The 18543-nt window shown below is 45.3% G+C and carries 18 protein-coding genes; all 18 read left to right on the forward strand.

Annotation, left to right across the window (positions count from 1 at the left end; all coding sequences use genetic code 11):
* The first annotated feature begins 59 nt into the window (after positions 1 to 59).
* On the forward strand, positions 60 to 959 hold the full coding sequence (locus NFS22_RS03670; RefSeq protein WP_251316435.1) for an aldo/keto reductase: 900 nt from the start codon (positions 60 to 62) through the stop codon (positions 957 to 959).
* A gap of 158 nt (positions 960 to 1117) precedes the next feature.
* Positions 1118 to 1885, forward strand: coding sequence for a cytidylyltransferase domain-containing protein (locus NFS22_RS03675; RefSeq protein ID WP_251316408.1), 768 nt, complete (start codon positions 1118 to 1120; stop codon positions 1883 to 1885).
* A 17-nt stretch (positions 1886 to 1902) separates the two neighbouring features.
* The gene (locus NFS22_RS03680) at positions 1903 to 3216 is read left to right on the forward strand and encodes an aminotransferase class III-fold pyridoxal phosphate-dependent enzyme (protein WP_251316409.1); all 1314 of its coding nucleotides are present in this window, start codon (positions 1903 to 1905) and stop codon (positions 3214 to 3216) included.
* Between the two features lie 21 nt (positions 3217 to 3237).
* Positions 3238 to 4431, forward strand: a complete 1194-nt coding sequence (gene pseC / locus NFS22_RS03685) for a UDP-4-amino-4,6-dideoxy-N-acetyl-beta-L-altrosamine transaminase (RefSeq protein WP_251316410.1) — start codon at positions 3238 to 3240, stop codon at positions 4429 to 4431.
* A gap of 13 nt (positions 4432 to 4444) precedes the next feature.
* Positions 4445 to 5476, forward strand: coding sequence for a pseudaminic acid synthase (pseI, locus tag NFS22_RS03690; RefSeq protein WP_251316411.1), 1032 nt, complete (start codon positions 4445 to 4447; stop codon positions 5474 to 5476).
* A 9-nt stretch (positions 5477 to 5485) separates the two neighbouring features.
* A complete protein-coding gene (locus NFS22_RS03695; protein ID WP_251316412.1) occupies positions 5486 to 6010 on the forward strand; it encodes a GNAT family N-acetyltransferase in 525 nt (174 codons plus the stop codon).
* 15 nt (positions 6011 to 6025) lie between these two features.
* The gene (locus NFS22_RS03700) at positions 6026 to 6496 is read left to right on the forward strand and encodes a formyltransferase family protein (RefSeq protein WP_251316413.1); all 471 of its coding nucleotides are present in this window, start codon (positions 6026 to 6028) and stop codon (positions 6494 to 6496) included.
* Between the two features lie 2 nt (positions 6497 to 6498).
* Positions 6499 to 7515 (forward strand): UDP-2,4-diacetamido-2,4,6-trideoxy-beta-L-altropyranose hydrolase, encoded by a 1017-nt coding sequence (pseG, locus tag NFS22_RS03705; RefSeq protein ID WP_251316414.1) that lies wholly within the window; start codon positions 6499 to 6501, stop codon positions 7513 to 7515.
* Between the two features lie 86 nt (positions 7516 to 7601).
* Positions 7602 to 9341 (forward strand): glycosyltransferase family 2 protein, encoded by a 1740-nt coding sequence (locus NFS22_RS03710; RefSeq protein ID WP_251316415.1) that lies wholly within the window; start codon positions 7602 to 7604, stop codon positions 9339 to 9341.
* Between the two features lie 8 nt (positions 9342 to 9349).
* Positions 9350 to 10129, forward strand: coding sequence for a glucose-1-phosphate cytidylyltransferase (gene rfbF / locus NFS22_RS03715; RefSeq protein WP_251316416.1), 780 nt, complete (start codon positions 9350 to 9352; stop codon positions 10127 to 10129).
* Between the two features lie 15 nt (positions 10130 to 10144).
* On the forward strand, positions 10145 to 11254 hold the full coding sequence (locus NFS22_RS03720) for a radical SAM protein (protein WP_251316417.1): 1110 nt from the start codon (positions 10145 to 10147) through the stop codon (positions 11252 to 11254).
* Positions 11255 to 11301: 47 nt separating this feature from the next.
* The gene (locus NFS22_RS03725) at positions 11302 to 11889 is read left to right on the forward strand and encodes a dTDP-4-dehydrorhamnose 3,5-epimerase family protein (protein ID WP_251316418.1); all 588 of its coding nucleotides are present in this window, start codon (positions 11302 to 11304) and stop codon (positions 11887 to 11889) included.
* Positions 11890 to 11923: 34 nt separating this feature from the next.
* Positions 11924 to 13258: a lipopolysaccharide biosynthesis protein RfbH gene (rfbH, locus tag NFS22_RS03730; RefSeq protein WP_251316436.1), complete on the forward strand. Its 1335-nt coding sequence runs from the start codon at positions 11924 to 11926 to the stop codon at positions 13256 to 13258.
* Between the two features lie 21 nt (positions 13259 to 13279).
* Positions 13280 to 14182, forward strand: coding sequence for an NAD-dependent epimerase/dehydratase family protein (locus NFS22_RS03735; RefSeq protein WP_251316419.1), 903 nt, complete (start codon positions 13280 to 13282; stop codon positions 14180 to 14182).
* 4 nt (positions 14183 to 14186) lie between these two features.
* On the forward strand, positions 14187 to 15893 hold the full coding sequence (locus NFS22_RS03740; RefSeq protein WP_251316420.1) for a thiamine pyrophosphate-binding protein: 1707 nt from the start codon (positions 14187 to 14189) through the stop codon (positions 15891 to 15893).
* 4 nt (positions 15894 to 15897) lie between these two features.
* A complete protein-coding gene (gene rfbG, locus NFS22_RS03745) occupies positions 15898 to 16977 on the forward strand; it encodes a CDP-glucose 4,6-dehydratase (RefSeq protein WP_251316421.1) in 1080 nt (359 codons plus the stop codon).
* Positions 16978 to 16991: 14 nt separating this feature from the next.
* A complete protein-coding gene (locus NFS22_RS03750; protein WP_251316422.1) occupies positions 16992 to 17930 on the forward strand; it encodes an NAD-dependent epimerase/dehydratase family protein in 939 nt (312 codons plus the stop codon).
* 152 nt (positions 17931 to 18082) lie between these two features.
* Positions 18083 to 18543: transposase (locus NFS22_RS03755; RefSeq protein WP_251316423.1), on the forward strand; the 461-nt coding region annotated here is incomplete at its 3' end.

Consider the following 18543-nt stretch of genomic DNA (forward strand, 5'->3'; position numbering starts at 1 on the left):
CAGGATTTATTTGACTCGTTATGAAAAGACATCAATATGCGGTATGAGAGGTGAAGCAGATGGAACTATGTCTTGGTACAGTTCAATTTGGCATGGACTATGGTATCCGAGGGAAAAGAAAGCCTTCTCTTTCCGATGCCTTAGATATGATAGATTATGCAATACATCATGGCGTCCGTACAATTGACACCGCCAATGCCTATGGTGAAGCGGAAGATGTAGTAGGTACTTATCTAAAGAAGAACCAAGGAATGCGACAGAGGATACATATCATCTCGAAATTTCGTCCGAATCTTTTAGATGATGTTCTGGCAGAGCAGTATTACCAGGTCATGAAGGCCAATTTGGAGGAATCCTTGCAAAAACTGCATACCGACTATTTAGACGGTTACCTGCTTCACAGCGCGCGTTATGTATATAACGATACGATCATTGATGCACTGTTGAAGCTGAAAAAAGAGGGGTATGTCAAAAAAATTGGAGTTTCAGTCTATGAGATCGATGAAGCAAAAAAAGGAATCTCCCGAGATAATTTGGATTTTTTGCAGCTGCCTTTTAGTGTTTTGGACCAGCGTATGCTGCATGACGGAGTTTTTGAGTTGGCTGAAACGAAGGGGTTCCCATTGCATACCCGCAGTGCTTTTGTTCAAGGCCTGGTAATGATGGAGCCAGAAGAGGTTCCACTGTTTTTGCGGGAGAAAGCAGCACCAATTCTTCAAGCGGTAGGTGAGGTATGCCGGAAAACTGGCCTTACCAGGACACAGCTGGCCGTAGGGTTTGTAAAGCAGCAAAAGGCTGTTACCCACTTAGTGTTTGGGGTGAGAAATATAGAGCAGTTGAAGGAAGACATCATGATGTTTTCCAAGGATTTATCTTCTGATGTAGTAGAAGTTTTGAAATCAGGCTTTGCTAATGTAGAGGCAGAAATTGTAATGCCAAGTTTATGGAAAAGGAGTTAATAACCATGGATTCAAAGAGCATTTTTGCTGGAAAGTGAAGGGGACGCCTATTTTGAAAGAAATATTCACGGTGATCATACAAGAGGAGCTAGAACTATCGCTGAATTCTTAAGGAGCATATAGAAGATATATACCAATTTGTCAAAGAAGGATAAAATATGAAATATGCCGCAATGCTACAAGCCCGGTGTGGATCCTCACGCTTGCCAGGAAAAATTCTGATGAACATAGGAGGGAAAACGGTACTCCAGTGGGTAATTGAGCGGGTGCAGCGGAGTAAATATATTGATGAAGTTATTGTTGTTACTTCCATAGATAAGAATAATCTGCCTGTTCTGCGTCTGTGTGCTGATTTAGGCGTACAGGTTTTTGCGGGGGCGGAGGATGATGTACTGGACCGGTATTATCAGATGGCAAAGCTGATCAAGCCGGATTATGTGGTGAGGGTTACAGCGGATTGCCCTTGCTATGACTGGAGCATATTAGATCAGGCGATAGAGTCTATGCCTCTCGAGACGGACTATCTCTCTGATTTTGGTGAGACCCTGCCAGATGGCCTAGATATTGAAATTGTGAAGTTTAGTGCGTTGAAGCTTGCCTGGCAAAAGGCAAACTTGGCCTCAGAGCGGGAGCATGTGACGCAGTATATCCGTAAGCGTCCGGAGAAATTTCAACACAAAAATTTTGTCTGCCCATTTGGAGATTTTGGTTATTTGCGCTGGACTTTGGATGAGCAAGAGGACTTTGTTTTTATTAAAACAATATATGACCATTTCCTTTCTATGGGACAGGAAGACTTTTTGACCCAGGATATTCTGGAGTTTATCAACGAACATCCGGAGTTGAGTAAGATCAATGCTAAATATGCCCGGAATGAAGGGCTTGAAAAATCTTTTCGTGAGGACAAAATTATGGAACAGCTTTAAAAGTAGGGGGGATTATGATGTCAAAGGGACAACATTTATATAAGCGGGCCAAGGAGATCATACCTGGCGGTACACAGTTGCTCAGCAAGCGCCCGGAGATGTTTCTTCCGGAGCGGTGGCCTGCCTACTACAGTAGGGCAAAGGGCTGTGAGGTCTGGGATCTGGATGGCAATCATTACTATGACATGAGTTTGATGGGCGTTGGGGCCAATGTGCTCGGTTATGCCTATGAGCCGGTGGATGAGGCGGCAAAGCAGGCGATTTCCTCCAGTGGGATGTGTACCCTGAATGCGCCTGAGGAGGTAGAGCTTGCAGAATCATTGCTGGAACTGCACCCTTGGGCGGATATGGTACGCTATGCCAAGGCAGGAGGTGAGGCGATGTCAGTTGCGGTACGAATTGCTCGGGCCTATACACAAAAGGACATTGTACTTGTCTGCGGCTATCATGGGTGGCATGACTGGTATCTTGCCGCAAATCTGGTCAAGGGCGATCCCTTGGCCGGAGTGCACTTGAAAGGGCTGGAGCCGGCTGGCGTTTCCAGAGAGCTTGCTGGCAGTAATTTGATTTTCCACTATAATCGTTTGGATGAATTTCAGCAGTTGACGGAGGAGAACAAAGGGCAAATTGCCGCAGTGATTATGGAGCCCATTCGGAATGACTATCCCCAGGATGGATTTTTGACAGAGATTCGCAGGATAACAGCCGAAGAGGGTATCCCCCTCATTTTTGATGAAATATCCTCCGGGTTCCGGATGTGCTGTGGTGGGAGTCATTTGGTATTGGGGGTAGAGCCCGATATTGCTGTTTTCGCCAAAGCCATGACCAATGGTTACCCTGTTGCAGCAATTATTGGCAGAAGGGAGATTATGTCGGCCGCACAGGACACGTTTATCAGCAGTACTTTCTGGACAGAACGGGTGGCGTTGGCAGCGGCGGTCAAAGCGATACAGGAATATCGCGTTCATAATGTTGCGGAGCATCTCATGTCTATGGGAAAGCTGATTCAGGAAGGATGGGTGCGTCAAGCTGAGGTGGTTGGGTTACAGATTCACACAGGCGGGATTTATCCGCTGAGCCATTTTGACTTTGAAAACAATCAACCCTTGGCATGTAAGACATACTTTACTCAAGAGATGCTAAATAGTGGCTATCTGGCCTATACTGGTTTTTATGCTTCCTATGCTCACACAGAACAGATAGTGGACAGCTACCTTTCTGCCTGCGGTCAAGTGTTTCAGAAGATTGCTGCTATACTTGATAAGGGAGAAAATATTGCTGACCATTTGGATGGACCGGTTTGCCACACTGGATTTCAGCGTTTGAATTAGTAAAAAGGAAGTATGTAGACCATGTCAAATTTAGCGTTATATGGTGGGAAACCGGTCCGTGCAGCGCGGCTTTCCTATGGGCACCAATACATAGATAGAGACGATATCCAAGCGGTTACGGAGGTCTTAAAAAGCGATTTCCTGACCTGTGGTCCCAAAGTGTCAGAATTGGAGACTGCGCTGTGTAGCTTGACTGGCGCTGCGCATTGTACAGCGGTATCTAATGGCACCGCTGCACTGCATGTGGCCTGTCTTGCCGCCGGGATCGGTCCAGGTGATGAAGTAATCACTACGCCGATTACCTTTGCGGCATCATCCAACGCAATTTTATATTGTGGCGGAACTCCTGTATTTGCGGATGTTGATTCGAAGACCTATACAATCAACCCTGAGACTATTGAGCGGTGTGTCACGGAACGGACTAAGGCTATTATCGCGGTGGATTTTACCGGAGCCCCCTGTGATTACAATGGAATCCGCGCTGTCTGTGAAAAGCACCGCCTGCTGCTGATTGAAGACGCTGCCCACTCCATAGGAACTGCCTATCGAGGGACACCAGTGGGGAGTATTGCTGATTTGACCACCTTCAGCTTTCACCCTGTAAAGACTATTACGGCAGGGGAAGGAGGCGCAGTTCTGACAAACGATGACACGCTGGCGAAGCGGGTGGAGTTATTTGCCAGGCACGGTATCACACGGGACCCTGCGCTTTTGCAGGCGCAGGGGAATTCCAACTGGTACTATGAGCAGCAAATGTTGGGGTACAACTACCGTATGACAGATATACAGTGCGCTTTGGCCCTGAGCCAGCTAAAAAAGCTGGACCGTTTTGCTGCCCGGCGGAAGGAATTGGTTCGGCGGTATGATGAGGCATTCAAAGAAATTCCAGAGGTGATTGTTCAGACAGAAGTGGAAGGCTCCGATACAGTGCGGCATCTGTACATTCTTCGCCTGAAGCTTGACCGCCTCAATTGTGGACGGAAAGAGTTCTATGACGCCATGCAGGCGGAAAATATCGGGGTCAACGTGCACTATATCCCGGTATATTGGTTCCCATATTATCAGTCGCTTGGCTATCGAAAGGGGCTCTGCTCCAATGCGGAAGCTTATTACGAGAGCAGCATGACGTTACCTCTATTCTATGGTATGACAGATGAGGATCAAGATGACGTAATCCGGGCAGTGAAAAAGCTGGTGGAATATTTCCGAAATTAAACGGAGGCGGAGCATGTTTAGGTTATGGGAGAAGCTGGCGGCGAATCAGGTCTATGTAATTGCAGAAATGAGCGCCAATCATGCGGGGAAGTTGGAGAATGCCCTGGAGATTGTGCGTCAGGCAGCTAAAGCTGGTGCGGACTGTGTAAAAATCCAGACTTATACGGCAGATACGATGACGATAGACTGCGACAACGAATATTTTCGGATCAAAGGTGGACTTTGGGACGGCTATAAGCTATATGACCTGTACAAAGAGGCCGGTACCCCGTGGGAGTGGCAGGGACGCATCAAGCAGGAGTGTGAGCTCTGCGGTGTGGACTTTCTCTCGACGCCGTTTGACTGGACTGCCGTTGATTTTTTAGAAGGAATCGGCTGTGAAGCTTATAAAATTGCTAGTTTTGAATTGGTAGACATACCTTTAATTGAATACGCCGCTTCCAAAGGTAAACCGATGATTATCAGCTGCGGAATGGGAAGCATTGAGGAAATCCAAGATGCACTGGACGCTTGTAAACGGCAGGGGAATGATCGGGTTGTATTGCTGAAATGCTGTAGTGAGTATCCGGCTAACTACAGAGATATGAACCTTGCTACCATCACGGATATGCAGGAGCGATTCGGAGTGCCGGTAGGATTGTCCGATCACTCCATGGGTTCCATCGGCGCTGTGGTGGGTGTTTCCTTGGGGGCACAGGTGATAGAAAAGCATTTCTGCCTCAGCCGAGCTATCAAGAATCCGGACAGTGAATTTTCTATGGAGCCGCAGGAGTTTGCGGAGATGGTGCGGGATGTGCAAGACGCTGTTCAAATTCGGGGCCGAGTAAGCTATGAGCTGACAGAATCGGAAAGAGCGTCCACTGTGTTTCGCAGGTCGATTTTTGCTGTGAAGGATATTCAAAAAGGAGAGCAATTTACAGCAGAAAATATTAGATGTATCCGGCCTGGATATGGAGCTAAGCCCAAATATTATTTTAACTTGCTAGACCAGCGGACTTCTAAAGATGTTTTAAGGGGAAGTCCATTAAATTCAGATTCGAAATGAGGTTTTATTTTGGATTTAGATGGATTTGGCGGCAAACCGATACAAGGATGCTGTGATTGGACTTGTAAATTGTTCTTAATAGAAGCGTGCGCGGATGATGAGCAGCAAATTTTATCATGGCGAAATGAAAAAAAAGTTCGGCGGCAGTCATTTACAACTCACGAAATTACACCGGAGGAACACCATAGCTGGTTTTATTCCGTTTTAAAAAATCCGAACATAAAAGTTTTGATTTTATATTTAGGCAAGCGTCCTGTTGGTATTGTTCGTTTTGAATGTCAAGGTGTACAGGCAAAAATATCATATAGTATTGATGATAACTATCAAGGTTTGGGGTTGGGTAATAAGTTGATTGGTATGTCAGTAAACTATGCAGAAAGAAAGCTGAATGTATCACAGCTTTGTGCAAGCACGAAACAAGATAATGAGGCGTCGAAAAAGGTTCTGCTTTTAAATGGGTTTCGACAAATTGACATAGAGTTAGAGCAGGACAGTAGTGTTTTTTGCAGGGCACTTACCCCCCGAGGGGTGTGATTGCGGGTAAGCCATATGCATAACTTTGATCTTGTAGTTAGCTATACTTACCGATACCTTATTCCAGAGGAACTGCTGCAAATATTCCATTTTAATGTAGTAAATCTTCACAATTCGTTTTTACCGTGGAACCGTGGCGCAGATCCGAATTTGTGGAGTATTGTAAGTGATTGTCCAAGAGGTGTAACTTTGCATTACGTATCGTCGGGATTGGATAAAGGCGACATCATTGCTCAAAGGCTGGTTCCTTTATCTTCAGAAGATACGCTGAAAACAAGCTACGATACATTAGACAGAGCGGCTCGAGAACAATTTCAAGATGCGTTTCAGTGGTACCAAAATTGGCCTCAGATGCGAAAAACAGCTATAGGAGAAGGAAGCTATCATTCATTAAAAGATGGAGAACATTTACATCGGATGATTGTTTCTTATGATATGTCAGTTGAAGAATATCGAAAACTTGTGAAAAAACAAACGGCGGTTTAGTTATGATTTTTGTTCGTGCTGATGGCAATCCATTTATTGGGACAGGCCATATCATGCGCTGTCTCTCACTGGCGGATGCCCTTCGGGAGCAGGATATAAAAGCTGCATTTGTTACAGCGGAACCATATGTTCAGAACTTAATCCAAGCACGTGGCTATTTATGTACGGTGTTGGGAACAGCCTATGACCAAATGGAGGAGGAGCTTTCTGTTTTCCTGCCGCTTTTAGAGCGGGACCGGCCTGAGCTGGTGATATTGGACAGCTACTTTGTCGCGCCAAAGTACATGGAGGCAATTAAAAATATTGCGCCGCTTCTCTATATTGATGATATGGACGCATTTGATTATCCGGCGGATGCTGTTGTGAACTACAATATTTATGGACCGGAGCTTCCATATCCGCAAAATAAAAGATATTTTCTCGGTCCCCGGTATGCTCCTCTGCGTAAGGAGTTTCAGGGATTGGAACGGCGTGTTGTCCGGGAGCGGGCAGAGAATGTGTTGATTTCCACCGGTGGTACAGATCAATATCATGTGGCCTTGCGCTGTGCAGAATACCTGCGAGAACATCCACCACAGGGAAATATGGTATTTCACTTTGTACTTGGAGCCATGAATCAGGATGTGGCAGAGCTGGAAATAATTGCAGAGGAACTTCCGCTTGTCAGGCTGCACCGTCAAGTAACAGATATGTGTTCCCTGATGCTGCAATGTGACATAGCAATCTCTGCGGCAGGAACTACCCTTTATGAGTTGTGTGCCTGTGGATTACCAACGGTGACATATATCTTGGCTGACAACCAGATTCAAGGGGCAGAGGCATTTCAAAGAGCGGGATTGATGCCTTGTGCTGGTGATATACGGAAAAATGTACATTTTCCAAGGCACTTTTTTGAATCGCTGAATACACTGGCAAACAACTTTGCATCGCGTCAACATATGTCAGAGCAAATGCAAAAGGCGGTCGATGGAAGGGGCGCTGAACGGATAGCGGTTGAAATCTGTAGTATTTTTAGATAAAAATACGATTGGCACGGAAGGCTCCTTCCGTGCACTCAGTGAGAGATTCTCACTGAGTGATAACTGCTCGAGAGGATGTATTATATATGAAACGTATCAGTAAACTAGCATGTGATTCTCCGGATGCGATTAATAGATTATATATGCGGTATGTGCAGCCAAATGAAGTAGTATTTAGAAAAAACTATTTGGAAAATTGTTGTATTTGGAGCACAGTAGAATTTGAAAGTTGTACTTTGGATTTTGTTCCTGTGGTGGATGGGGAATATTTGATTATAGACAAAGAAATCAGAAAAATTCTGGGTACATTTACGCCTAGTCCATTTGAGGAAAATAAATGCGGTGAGGAGACAATTTCCAGCATTTTGATTGCTGATGAATGGGATGTGCGTAAAGTACTTCCCGCTATATTGGAAAAGAAATGGTCATATGTATATTTTGTTTTTAATCAAGAGGTCAATAAATTCGCTTCTTTCTTTAAAATAAAAGAGTTCCTATCGATCTTTCCTGCAAATATCAAATTTTTTGGTACAACGGAAGAAATGCGCCAATACTTTTTGGAAGATCATGATGCCTATTTACCAAAAAGGATAGTTGCTTTGGAACCGGAAAAGTATCAGAAAATTTTTGAGGATATCCATGATGCGAGAATCCAAAGTGGAGTTCCTTCCAACAATGAGTTTTTATCAATATGTATTCCCACCTATAATAGAGGAAAACTTGCATTAAAGTCGATAAAAACTGCGTTAACTTCTGACTATGATGCGGAGATCGAATTTATTGTGTGTGACAATGGTTCAACAGAAGGGGCACAGGAGTATAAGGAAATTGAAAATATGAAAGATTCGCGCCTTCGGTATTACAGATCTCCACAAAACAGAGGCTATCAAAACAACATTTTAAATTGCCTTCAAAAGGCAAAGGGAAAATTTGTCTTATTTATTAGTGATGAAGATTCAATCATTCCAGAGAATATTGGAACAGCGCTGAACTGGCTGAGCAATCATCGGGAAGGTGTTGGCGCTTGTATATTCAGCGGCAGCGGAACTGAAGAATGGGCAGTCCATAAGGAAAAGGTATTTGAGCCTGGCCCGGATGCGGTGATCAGAGCATACTACATGAACTATGTGACTGGTTGCTGTTTTAACTTAGATAGCATAAAAGAACGGGATCTGTTCCGAAGCGCGAAGGAGATCGAAAATAATTTCTACTATAGAATCTACACACATTGCGCATTGGGGGTGATTTTGGCTCTTCAGTTTAAAGTTGTAGATTCAAATATTGTGCTGTGGCATTTTGGGGAAGAAAGAGCACAGAGTGACGATTGGGGAAGGGAAGGGGTAATTCGCAAATCAGAAACTCCAGAGAGCAGGTCTCTCCAATCAGTGGATGCAGTAAAACTAGTAAAGGGTCAGCTTTCCGAAAAAGATCTGCTGGAGATTTTTTCAAACCGCATGAATACATATTATGACCTGCTTTCCCTGTATTATAAGCTTCCGGAATATTCCGATGATTTTAAGAAAATGTACAGTTGGATAAACATTTGTACCTTGCATTATAAAAATTATTATCAGCTTATAGAGGAACTAGGGGTAAAAGATATTTTGCCTTTTGTTGAAAAGATGAACAGGACCGCGTTCAATTGGCTGGTTTGCAAGCGGAGACAAAAATTATGCACTCCAGAAGAAAACCTTTTATCTTCTTTGCAGGCCCAGGTAGCAAAATACCATTTTGACAAAGGGACTCCTTTTGGGCAGATAGATTTTGAAGGAATTGAGAAGGACCTATGTGGTTGGGTAAAGGAGTTTTTAGAGAAAAGGAGTTGATTTGCGGCTTGAAGGTAGTAATTTTAGCTGGCGGATTCGGGACGAGAATATCAGAGGAGTCTCAATTCAAGCCAAAGCCCATGATAGAGCTTGGAGGAATGCCAATTTTGTGGCACATTATGAAGCTTTACAGTCACTATGGCTTTTATGAGTTTATTATCTGTGCAGGCTACAAGCAGCATGTCATTAAGGAGTACTTTTCAGACTATTTTCTCCATACCTCAGACATTACCTTTGACTTTGCAAGTGGGAAAAATGAAATGATTGTTCATCACAATGTCTCTGAACCGTGGAAGGTGACGGTGGTGGATACTGGGTTGCAAACTATGACTGGCGGCCGGATAAAGCGGGTGCGGGAATATATTGAGGACGAGCCATTTATGCTGACCTATGGTGATGGTGTATCAAATGTAAACATTGCAGAGTTGGTAGAATTCCACCAATCTCATGGGAAGCTGGTTACAATTTCTTCCTATAATGCTGGACAGCGTTTTGGCATACTGGGTATTGCTGAAGATGGAAGTGTCCGTGAATTTCGTGAGAAGGCACAGGGAGATGGAAATCTAATCAATATTGGTTACATGGTTTGCCAGCCAGAGTTTATCGGTTACATTGACGGAGACGATTCTATTCTGGAAAAGGCTCCGTTGGAAAGAGTATCAAAGCTTGGACAGTTGATGGCCTATAGGCATGATGGATTTTGGAAATGTATGGATACTGTTCGGGAAAAGGACCAGTTGGAAAAAATGTGGGCTTCTGGTCAGGCTCCCTGGAAGGTATGGGCATAAGAAAGGCGGATATCAATGATTATACGGGCGAAAACGAAAGATTTATTCCATGGGCGGCCCTTGAGCGCCAAACAGAGGGAAAACTCCCGCCTAAATTTGGAAGAACTTCAGGCGGGGCATACTGTATTGCGCTCCATGCCTCGCAGGCTGGTACTGGAATTGACCAACGCTTGTAATCTCAATTGTATGATGTGCGGCCGTAATGCGGCAACGTTTCAGCCGACGGTATTTCAACTGGATTGGCTGCGATATTTTGAACCTATACTGGATACGGTGGAAGAGGTGACCCTGATGGGATGGGGAGAGCCTACGATTCACAAGGATTTTGTCCAGATGCTTGAACTGATTCACCAGCACGATGCCAGGATATATTTTTGCACCAATGGAATGCAGCTCAGTCAGTTGGAAAATGCGATTTTTGACAATCAAGTTGACGTTTTTGCTGTGAGTGTAGATGGGGCTAAGGCCGAAACAAATGCCCGTATCCGAAGGGGATCTGACCTGAATAAAATTGTAGAGTCACTTCGGAGGATCAAGCAGCGCCAGCGCACTTCAGGACTATCTTATCCGTATGTTAATTTCGTTTTCTGTGCCATGAAATCTAATTTGCATGAACTGCCTGACTTGGTTCACCTTGCCGCAGATATTGGGTTAGAAGAGGTAAAAGTGGTATACCTGACTGCCTTTGACAGCATTCTGAGTCAGGAGAGCTTGTGGGATTGCCGCACGGAGGTTGAGGCGGTTTTCCAGGAGGCCGCCGAACTGGGAGAGTCATTGGGCGTTACTTTAAAACTGCCTTATTTACAGGGGGAGGACCCGGCGGGTGAAGCGCTCCATCGGGATTGCTTTGTGACCTGGAGAGATTTTTTTCTGGGATCTGATGGCATGGTGCGGCCCTGTATGTCTACACCGGTCCAGTTTTTCGCCTTTGATATGAATAGGCCCTTTGAGGATATGTGGAATGATACTCACTTCCAGCAGTACCGGGCGCAGGTCAACACGTTTCGGATGGACGAGCCCTGCCGGCGCTGTTACCAATCTTCACATTGCAACTGGAACCAAAAAAGATCCTTCCTGCAAATGGAAGAGACATTTGCGCCGGCTTGGAGTAAGGTGGAGGCTTGACAGGTAAAGAGCCTGTCTGACAGTTCAAATAAGAGAAAGGCGTGTTTATGGCAGTAATAAACAAATTCGATTTTCATGAGACTGAAATTATCGGGTTAGTAAAGATTACTCCATTTTGTTTTGAGGATACCCGTGGTAAATTGACAAAAAATTTTTCACAGGTAGTCTTTGAAACGAATGGCTGCCGGTGTGATTTATCGGAGGAACTGATTGTAGTGAAAAGTCATTCTGGTGTAATCCGTGGTTTGCATGTTCAGCGCGTAAAACAAGCGGATAAGCTTGTCTGCTGTGTTTCCGGTCATATATGGATTGCAGTGGTTGATTTGAGAAAGAATAGCCCATCTTTTAAAAAATGGTTGGGCTTTCATTTAAAAGCTAAGGAGGATATGGAGCTTTTTATTCCTTGCGGATGTGCAATGGGGTATTTGGCAGTGGAAGAATCTTCTACTATCTGTACATACAGCGAGAAGTTCTATTCAGAATATGACTGTGGAATCCGGTGGGATGATCCTGAGCTTGGTATTCAGTGGCCGCTTGAGCTGGCAGGTGGGCGGGAAAAGATTATATTATCAGAGAAGGATCAAAATCTTCCGAGCTTTCATGAGTTTATGGAATATTATGGCGGCCTTTCATGAAAATTGAGTTGGATTGGAGGATCAGACGATGCCTATGTGGGATAACGAGAAAAAAGCACGTCAGGAGATCAAAAATTTAGTTGCATCTTATTATCATAAATACATAGAAAAGGCAGAAGGATTTCAGCCTGGTGACCGAATTGCCTATGCAGGGCGTGTATTTGATGAAAGTGAGATGTGTGGACTGACCGATGCTCTGTTGGATTTTTGGCTGACGTCAGGCCGTTTTGCGGAGCGGTTTGAGACAGAGTTTGCTCAATGGCTTGGTGTTCGGTATGCCAGCTTGGTGAACAGCGGGTCATCTGCGAATTTGATTGCCTTCTCGGCACTGACTGCCCCGGAATTGGGAGAGCGGCAGATTTGCCGGGGAGATGAGGTCATTACCGTTGCTGCGGCGTTTCCCACAACGGTGACGCCCATCCTGCAATATGGAGCGGTTCCAGTTTTTGTAGATGTGACGATTCCGCAGTATAACATTGATGTGACAAAGCTGGAGGAAGCCTTGAGCGGAAAGACAAAAGCGGTCATGATTGCTCATTCTTTGGGAAATCCCTTCGATCTGACAGAGGTGAAAGGGTTCTGTGACCGGCATAATCTTTGGCTGATTGAGGATAACTGTGACGCGTTGGGAAGTGTTTATAAACTGAATGGTGACGAGCGACTGACAGGAACAGTGGGCGATATTGGCACCTCCAGCTTTTATCCGCCCCACCACATGACTATGGGAGAAGGTGGATGCGTCTATACCAATGATCCGCTGCTTCACCGATTGATCAGATCCTACCGGGATTGGGGCCGGGACTGCATGTGTCCCTCTGGTAAGGACAACCTGTGCGGACATCGGTTCGATGGTCAATTTGGCCGACTCCCCAAAGGTTATGATCACAAGTTTGTATACAGCCACTTCGGCTATAATTTGAAGGTAACAGATTTGCAGGCTGCGATTGGCTGCGAACAACTTAAAAAGCTGCCCGATTTTGTAGCACGGAGGCGTCACAACTGGGATCAGCTGCGTCGAAATCTGGATTGTACGGCGGATAAGCTGATTCTTCCAGAGCCAGAGCCTCACAGCTGCCCAAGCTGGTTTGGATTTTTGATGACGGTGCGGGAGGGTGTCAGCAGAGAGCGGATCGTCCGCTACATTGAGGAAAAAGGGATTCAGACACGGATGTTGTTCAGTGGGAACCTTCTCAAGCACCCCTGCTTTGACCAGGTTTATGGAGACGGGAAAACTTACCGCGTGGTCGGTGAATTGGAGAATACAGACAGAATTCTTCAAGACAGCTTCTGGGTCGGCGTCTATCCAGGTATTACAGATGCAGAGGCAGATTACATGTCGGAGACCATTATACAGGCTGTATCACAGTAAAGACCAGGAGGTACAGATGAAATGAAGAAAATTTTAGTAACTGGAGCAGGCGGCTTTTTAGGAAGCGCAGTGATAGAACGACTTGCCAAGTTGGACAAATATGTGACAACAGCGGTTATTTCAGGCAGGCACCCTGTGGAATTCCCCTCAAATATCCATGTAAAGACTGCAAATCTGCTGAATGAAAATGAGCGTGAGGAGTTGATGAGAGATACCAGACCAGATATAATCTTGCATTTAGCTTGGGGACTGGTGGGGAAAGATTTCTGGTATTCTGAGGAAAATTTAAAATGGTTGGAGGCTAGTTCCCATTTATGCCGCCTTTTCCAGCAACATGGTGGGTCCCGTTTTATTTTAGCAGGTTCTCATACCGAGTATGGATGTGGCTACTCTGGCCGGGTGGAATGGGATATTGCAGAAAAGTCTACATTATATGGAACTTGTAAATTAGCGTTTGAACAGGTTGCAGCTAATTTCTGTGAGAGAAACAACATTGAGTTTGTATCTGGAAGATATTTTTCAATATATGGCCCCAATGATAACCGTCCTGTCTATAGCGCGCTTTCAGCATCAATTCAAAATATGCTGGCAGGTAGGGTATTTGAGTGCAAAGCGCCGTGGAATATTTGGGATTACATCTATGTTGATGATGCTGCTGAAGCCACAGTGAGACTGCTGGAAAGCGAGTATTGTGGCCCGATGAATATTGCGTCAGGATATCCAAGAATGATGAAAGATGTATTTTGTACAGTTGCTGACATAATAGGCTGTCCGGAACTTCTTAAATTTGATGAACGAATGACAAAGTATCATGTCTGTTCGGCAAATGTAGAATTGATGCAATCTGTTCTGCATTATCAGTGTCCTACCACCTTCCGGGAAGGATTGGAAAGGACAATTCAGTGGTGGAGAGATAAGGAGTAACATAATGACAGTATCAGAATATATATTTAGCTTTCTGGAAGAAAAAGGTGTAGATACTGTATTTATGGTATCCGGCAGTTCGGCAATGTGGCTGACAGATGCATTATGCCGCAATCAAAAACTCAAAGCGATATGCAATCACCATGAACAAGCAGCGGTTATGTCTGCGGATATAAATGCACGGGTAAGCGGTGGTTTGGGAGCGGCACTTGTTACGATTGGGCCAGGTGCGACAAACGCCATCACCGGCGTAGCGCAGGCATATCTGGATTCCAGTGCGGTGATGGTGCTGTCTGGGCAGGCATCCTCAAAATTGCTTGCCTATGAACAAAGTACCGGGATACGGCAGCATGGAACGCAGAGCTTAAATCTGGAACCGCTTGTTTCGTCAATTACAAAATATTTTGCAGCGGTCATGAATCCGGCAGATATTCGGTATCATTTGGAGCGAGCCTATCATGAGGCTATGTCTGGACGAAAGGGACCTGTGTGGCTGGATATTCCGGTGGATATTCAAAATAAGCAGGTGCCTGAGAAGATGAAAGGATTTGCAGCGGTTCCAGAGAAATATGATGAGATTGATACAGATAAGGTTTGCGAGCTGATTGCGCAGGCTGGGAAACCTTTAATTTTGGCTGGCGGCGGTGCTGATTCTGAAAGTGTTGCATTGATCAGCCATCAGCTGCACATTCCTGTGGTCACCTCCCGGATGGGGATTGAGTGTATTTGTTCAGATGACCCTTATTATGTGGGACGTCCCGGCACAAATGGTCAGCGTGCGGCGCATTTTGCCATTCAGCGGGCGGATTTTTTACTAATTTTAGGGTGCAGGCTCTCCGTTTCAACAGTTGGTTACGACCCGGCCGATTTTGCCAGGAATGCAGTAAAAGTGCAGGTGGATGTCGATCAGAAGGAATTGGATAAAACCGATGTTCCGGTTGACTATAAAATTCACAATACAGTGCAGAATTTTGCTAAAGCTATGAAGAATGTGTCGGCACCTGAGCATGTGGATTGGACAGGATATTGCCGGGAAATGCGGGAAAATTATCCTGTGGTTCTTCGGGAATATCAACAATTAAATCCGCTGAACTCCTACTATTTTACCAGCCTTTTGGCAAAAGAGGTTCCGGAGGATACAGTAATCACAGTGGACACTGGAAGTGTTTGCAATGTTGTGTCTCAGTCCTGGCATTTAAAAAAGGGCCAAAGGTATCTCATATCTGGTGGGCTGTCATGTATGGGCTTTTGGGCCGGTTCAATCGGTGCAATGGAGCCTGTAATTGCCTTGTCCGGCGATGGCAGTGTGTCTATGAATATTCAGGAATTTGCTACGCTGAAGCATTATCAGCTGCCAGTAAAGCTGTTTGTGTATAAAAATAATGGATATATGTTAATTCGGCATAACCAGCATAATTATATGCACGATCGTTTTCTGGGTGTAGGACCTGACAGCGGTGTTGAGCTGCCGGATTTCTGCCGTGTGGCAGAGGCATATGGTTTGCCGTCTATTCGGATTGAATACGGCGATGATATTTCAGCAAAGATACGACAGGTTCTCTCTATGGACGGGCCTGTAGTCTGTGAAGTTATATTGGAGGAATTTGGTCCGCTTGCTCCTCGTATTGCTTCCCGTGTGATGCCAGATGGGAGCTTGAAAGCGGCTGCTTATGACGATTTAGCTCCGTTTTTAGATGCAGAGGGTGAATAAAACTGTGATAGGAGAAAAATCAAGCCGCAAGAACTGTTCTTTTTACCGGAATAAGCGTGTCTTTATTACCGGCCATACAGGTTTTAAAGGTGCATGGCTGACAGCAGTTCTTCATGAACTGGGGGCGCAGACAACCGGCTATGCTTTAGCACCTGAAGCTGGATGTCTGTTTGAGAAGATCGGCGGTGAAAGGCTGCTCAACCATATTATTGGTGATGTGAGAGATGCCGGACACATGAAGCAGGCGCTGGCAGAGGTTCAGCCAGAGCTGGTTTTTCATTTGGCAGCGCAGGTTCCGGCAAGAGAGTGTTTTGAAAACCCACATGATACTTATGAGACGAATATTATGGGAACTGTCAACCTCCTGGAGGCGATTCGTTGTTGTCTCAGCGTAAAAAGTGTGGTAATTGTGACAACGGACAAGGTTTATCTCAACAAAGGTGATGGAGCCGCCTATGTGGAAACTGACCCATTGGGCGGTGACGATCCATACTCCAGCAGTAAGACTTGTGTGGAGTATATCGCAGAGGCCTATAAGCGTTCTTATCTTCAGGCAGGAGAGCATGTGGTTGGAATTTCTACAGCGAGAGCCAGCAATGTATTGGGCGGGGGTGACCATGTTCCCTCCCGATTGATTCCAGCCATACTGAACGCAATTTCAGCCGGAAGGTCTGTGGAGCTGCGCAATCCGTACCAGACACGTCCTTGGCAGTCAGTACTGGATGCTTTGAATGGTTATCTTTCTCTGGGACGTCTGATGATGCAGGACCCATATCACTATTCCGGTCATTGGAATATCGGCCCCACGCTGGATGGGATCCGAGAAGTTGTGTGGGTGATGGAAAAAATAAAGGAACATTTTTCCGATGCAGATTATGTGCCAGGGGCTGCACTGGAGGTAAAGGAGTCGCAGACTTTAGGTTTGGACAGTACAAGGGCAATGCGCGACACAGACTGGAGTCCGCAGATGAACTGTGATGAAGCGATTTATGATGTGGTGAATTTTTTCAAGCAGCAAACAGCTGGAGTTCCAGAGGCAGCGATTTGTAAACATCAAATTCAGAAATTTTTTGAAATAACCTGAACAGGGGGATTTGTGTGAAACGTGCTATTGTATGTGGAGGAGCTGGTTTTGTAGGGAGTGCTGTAGTCAAGGAACTGCTTGCCAATCATACAGAAGTAACTGTTATTGTTCGCCCGGGCTTTTTAGAAAAAATGGAACAAAGCCGTTTAGCAGGATTAGATGTGGCGGTTCTGGAGTGCGATATCAAAGATATAGGGCAAATAAAAAATCGGATTAAGGCTCCGGTGTTTGATGTGTGGTATCAATTTGCTTGGGATGGATTGTTAGGAGAACCACTTGTCGATTACACAACGCAGATTATGAATATCAAATGGGTTATGGATGCGATCGTAACTGCGGCAGAATTGAACTGCAAAAAATTTATCGGTTCAGGAAGTATCACGCAATTTGAACTTCTGGTAGATGGGACGGGGGATTTGTATGACAAGCATCGTATCTATAAGACGGCTAAGATGGCTTGTGAATATATAGGCTGTAGTGTTGCCTCTGAGCATAAAATAGAATTTATCTGGCCGATTATAACCAATATTTATGGCCCGGGAGAGTTCTCGCCGCGCTTGATTAACAGTATGATTCAAAATCTGCTTTCGGGAAAACACCAGTATCTAAGCGAAGGAAAACAGTATTATGATTTTATTTATATTTCTGATGCGGCAAAAGCGTTTCGCCTGATTGGAGAATATGGAAAGTCAGGGCGCAGCTATACGATTGCAAGCGGTACGGTGAAACCCTTGAAAGAATTTTTAACAGAATTGGCGGCATTGGTTGCTCCCAAAACGGAACTTGTCTTTGGAGAGTTCTCTTTTAAGGGCGTTTCTTTAAGAAAAGAGATGTACAGTATCAGGGAGTTGCAGGAAGATACAGGTTTTACACCGGAGGTATCTTTTGCAGACGGAATCCGCAGGACGATGGAATGGATTGAAAGAGCAATGAATAATGAAATGGATCCCTAGATGATGTCTACCCAAGTTAGGTACGAATAGCAGCCCAGATAGCGAGAGACCGCCGAAAAATCTGTGTAAACGACAAAAACTGCAAGTATGAAAAGCAACGACTCAGTCAAGAATGGAAATAAGAACCAATTCAAGATAGGAGTCGAAGAAGCATGACTACAGCACCGCAGGAATTGTTGAAAGAGTACGTCCAAAGCCAGCATTTCACCAGCACAGCAGAGATCATGACAGCAATGAAGGAGATGTTCCGGGATGTCGTCCAGACAGTGATGGAAGTGGAGATGGACGAGGAGCTGGGACGGGAACGTTGCCAGCGTGCAGAGACAACCAGCGCGCCCAACTACCGGAACGGGTACACGAAGAAAACAGTGAAGACCCAGTTGGGCGAGGTAGAGATCAAGGTCCCTCGGGACCGGAACGGGAGCTTCGAGCCGAAGATCATCGGGAAATACAGCAGGAACGCGGAGGGGATGGAGGAGAAGATTCTGGCATTGTATTCCTGCGGAATGAGCCAGCGGGACATCGCGGAGCAGATCAAGGAACTGTATGATGTGGAAATCTCACCGGACCTGGTGACGAAGATTACGGAGAAGATCATGCCGGAGGTAACCGC

The organism is Flintibacter muris, assembly GCF_943192995.1.
GTDB lineage: Bacteria > Bacillota > Clostridia > Oscillospirales > Oscillospiraceae > Lawsonibacter > Lawsonibacter muris.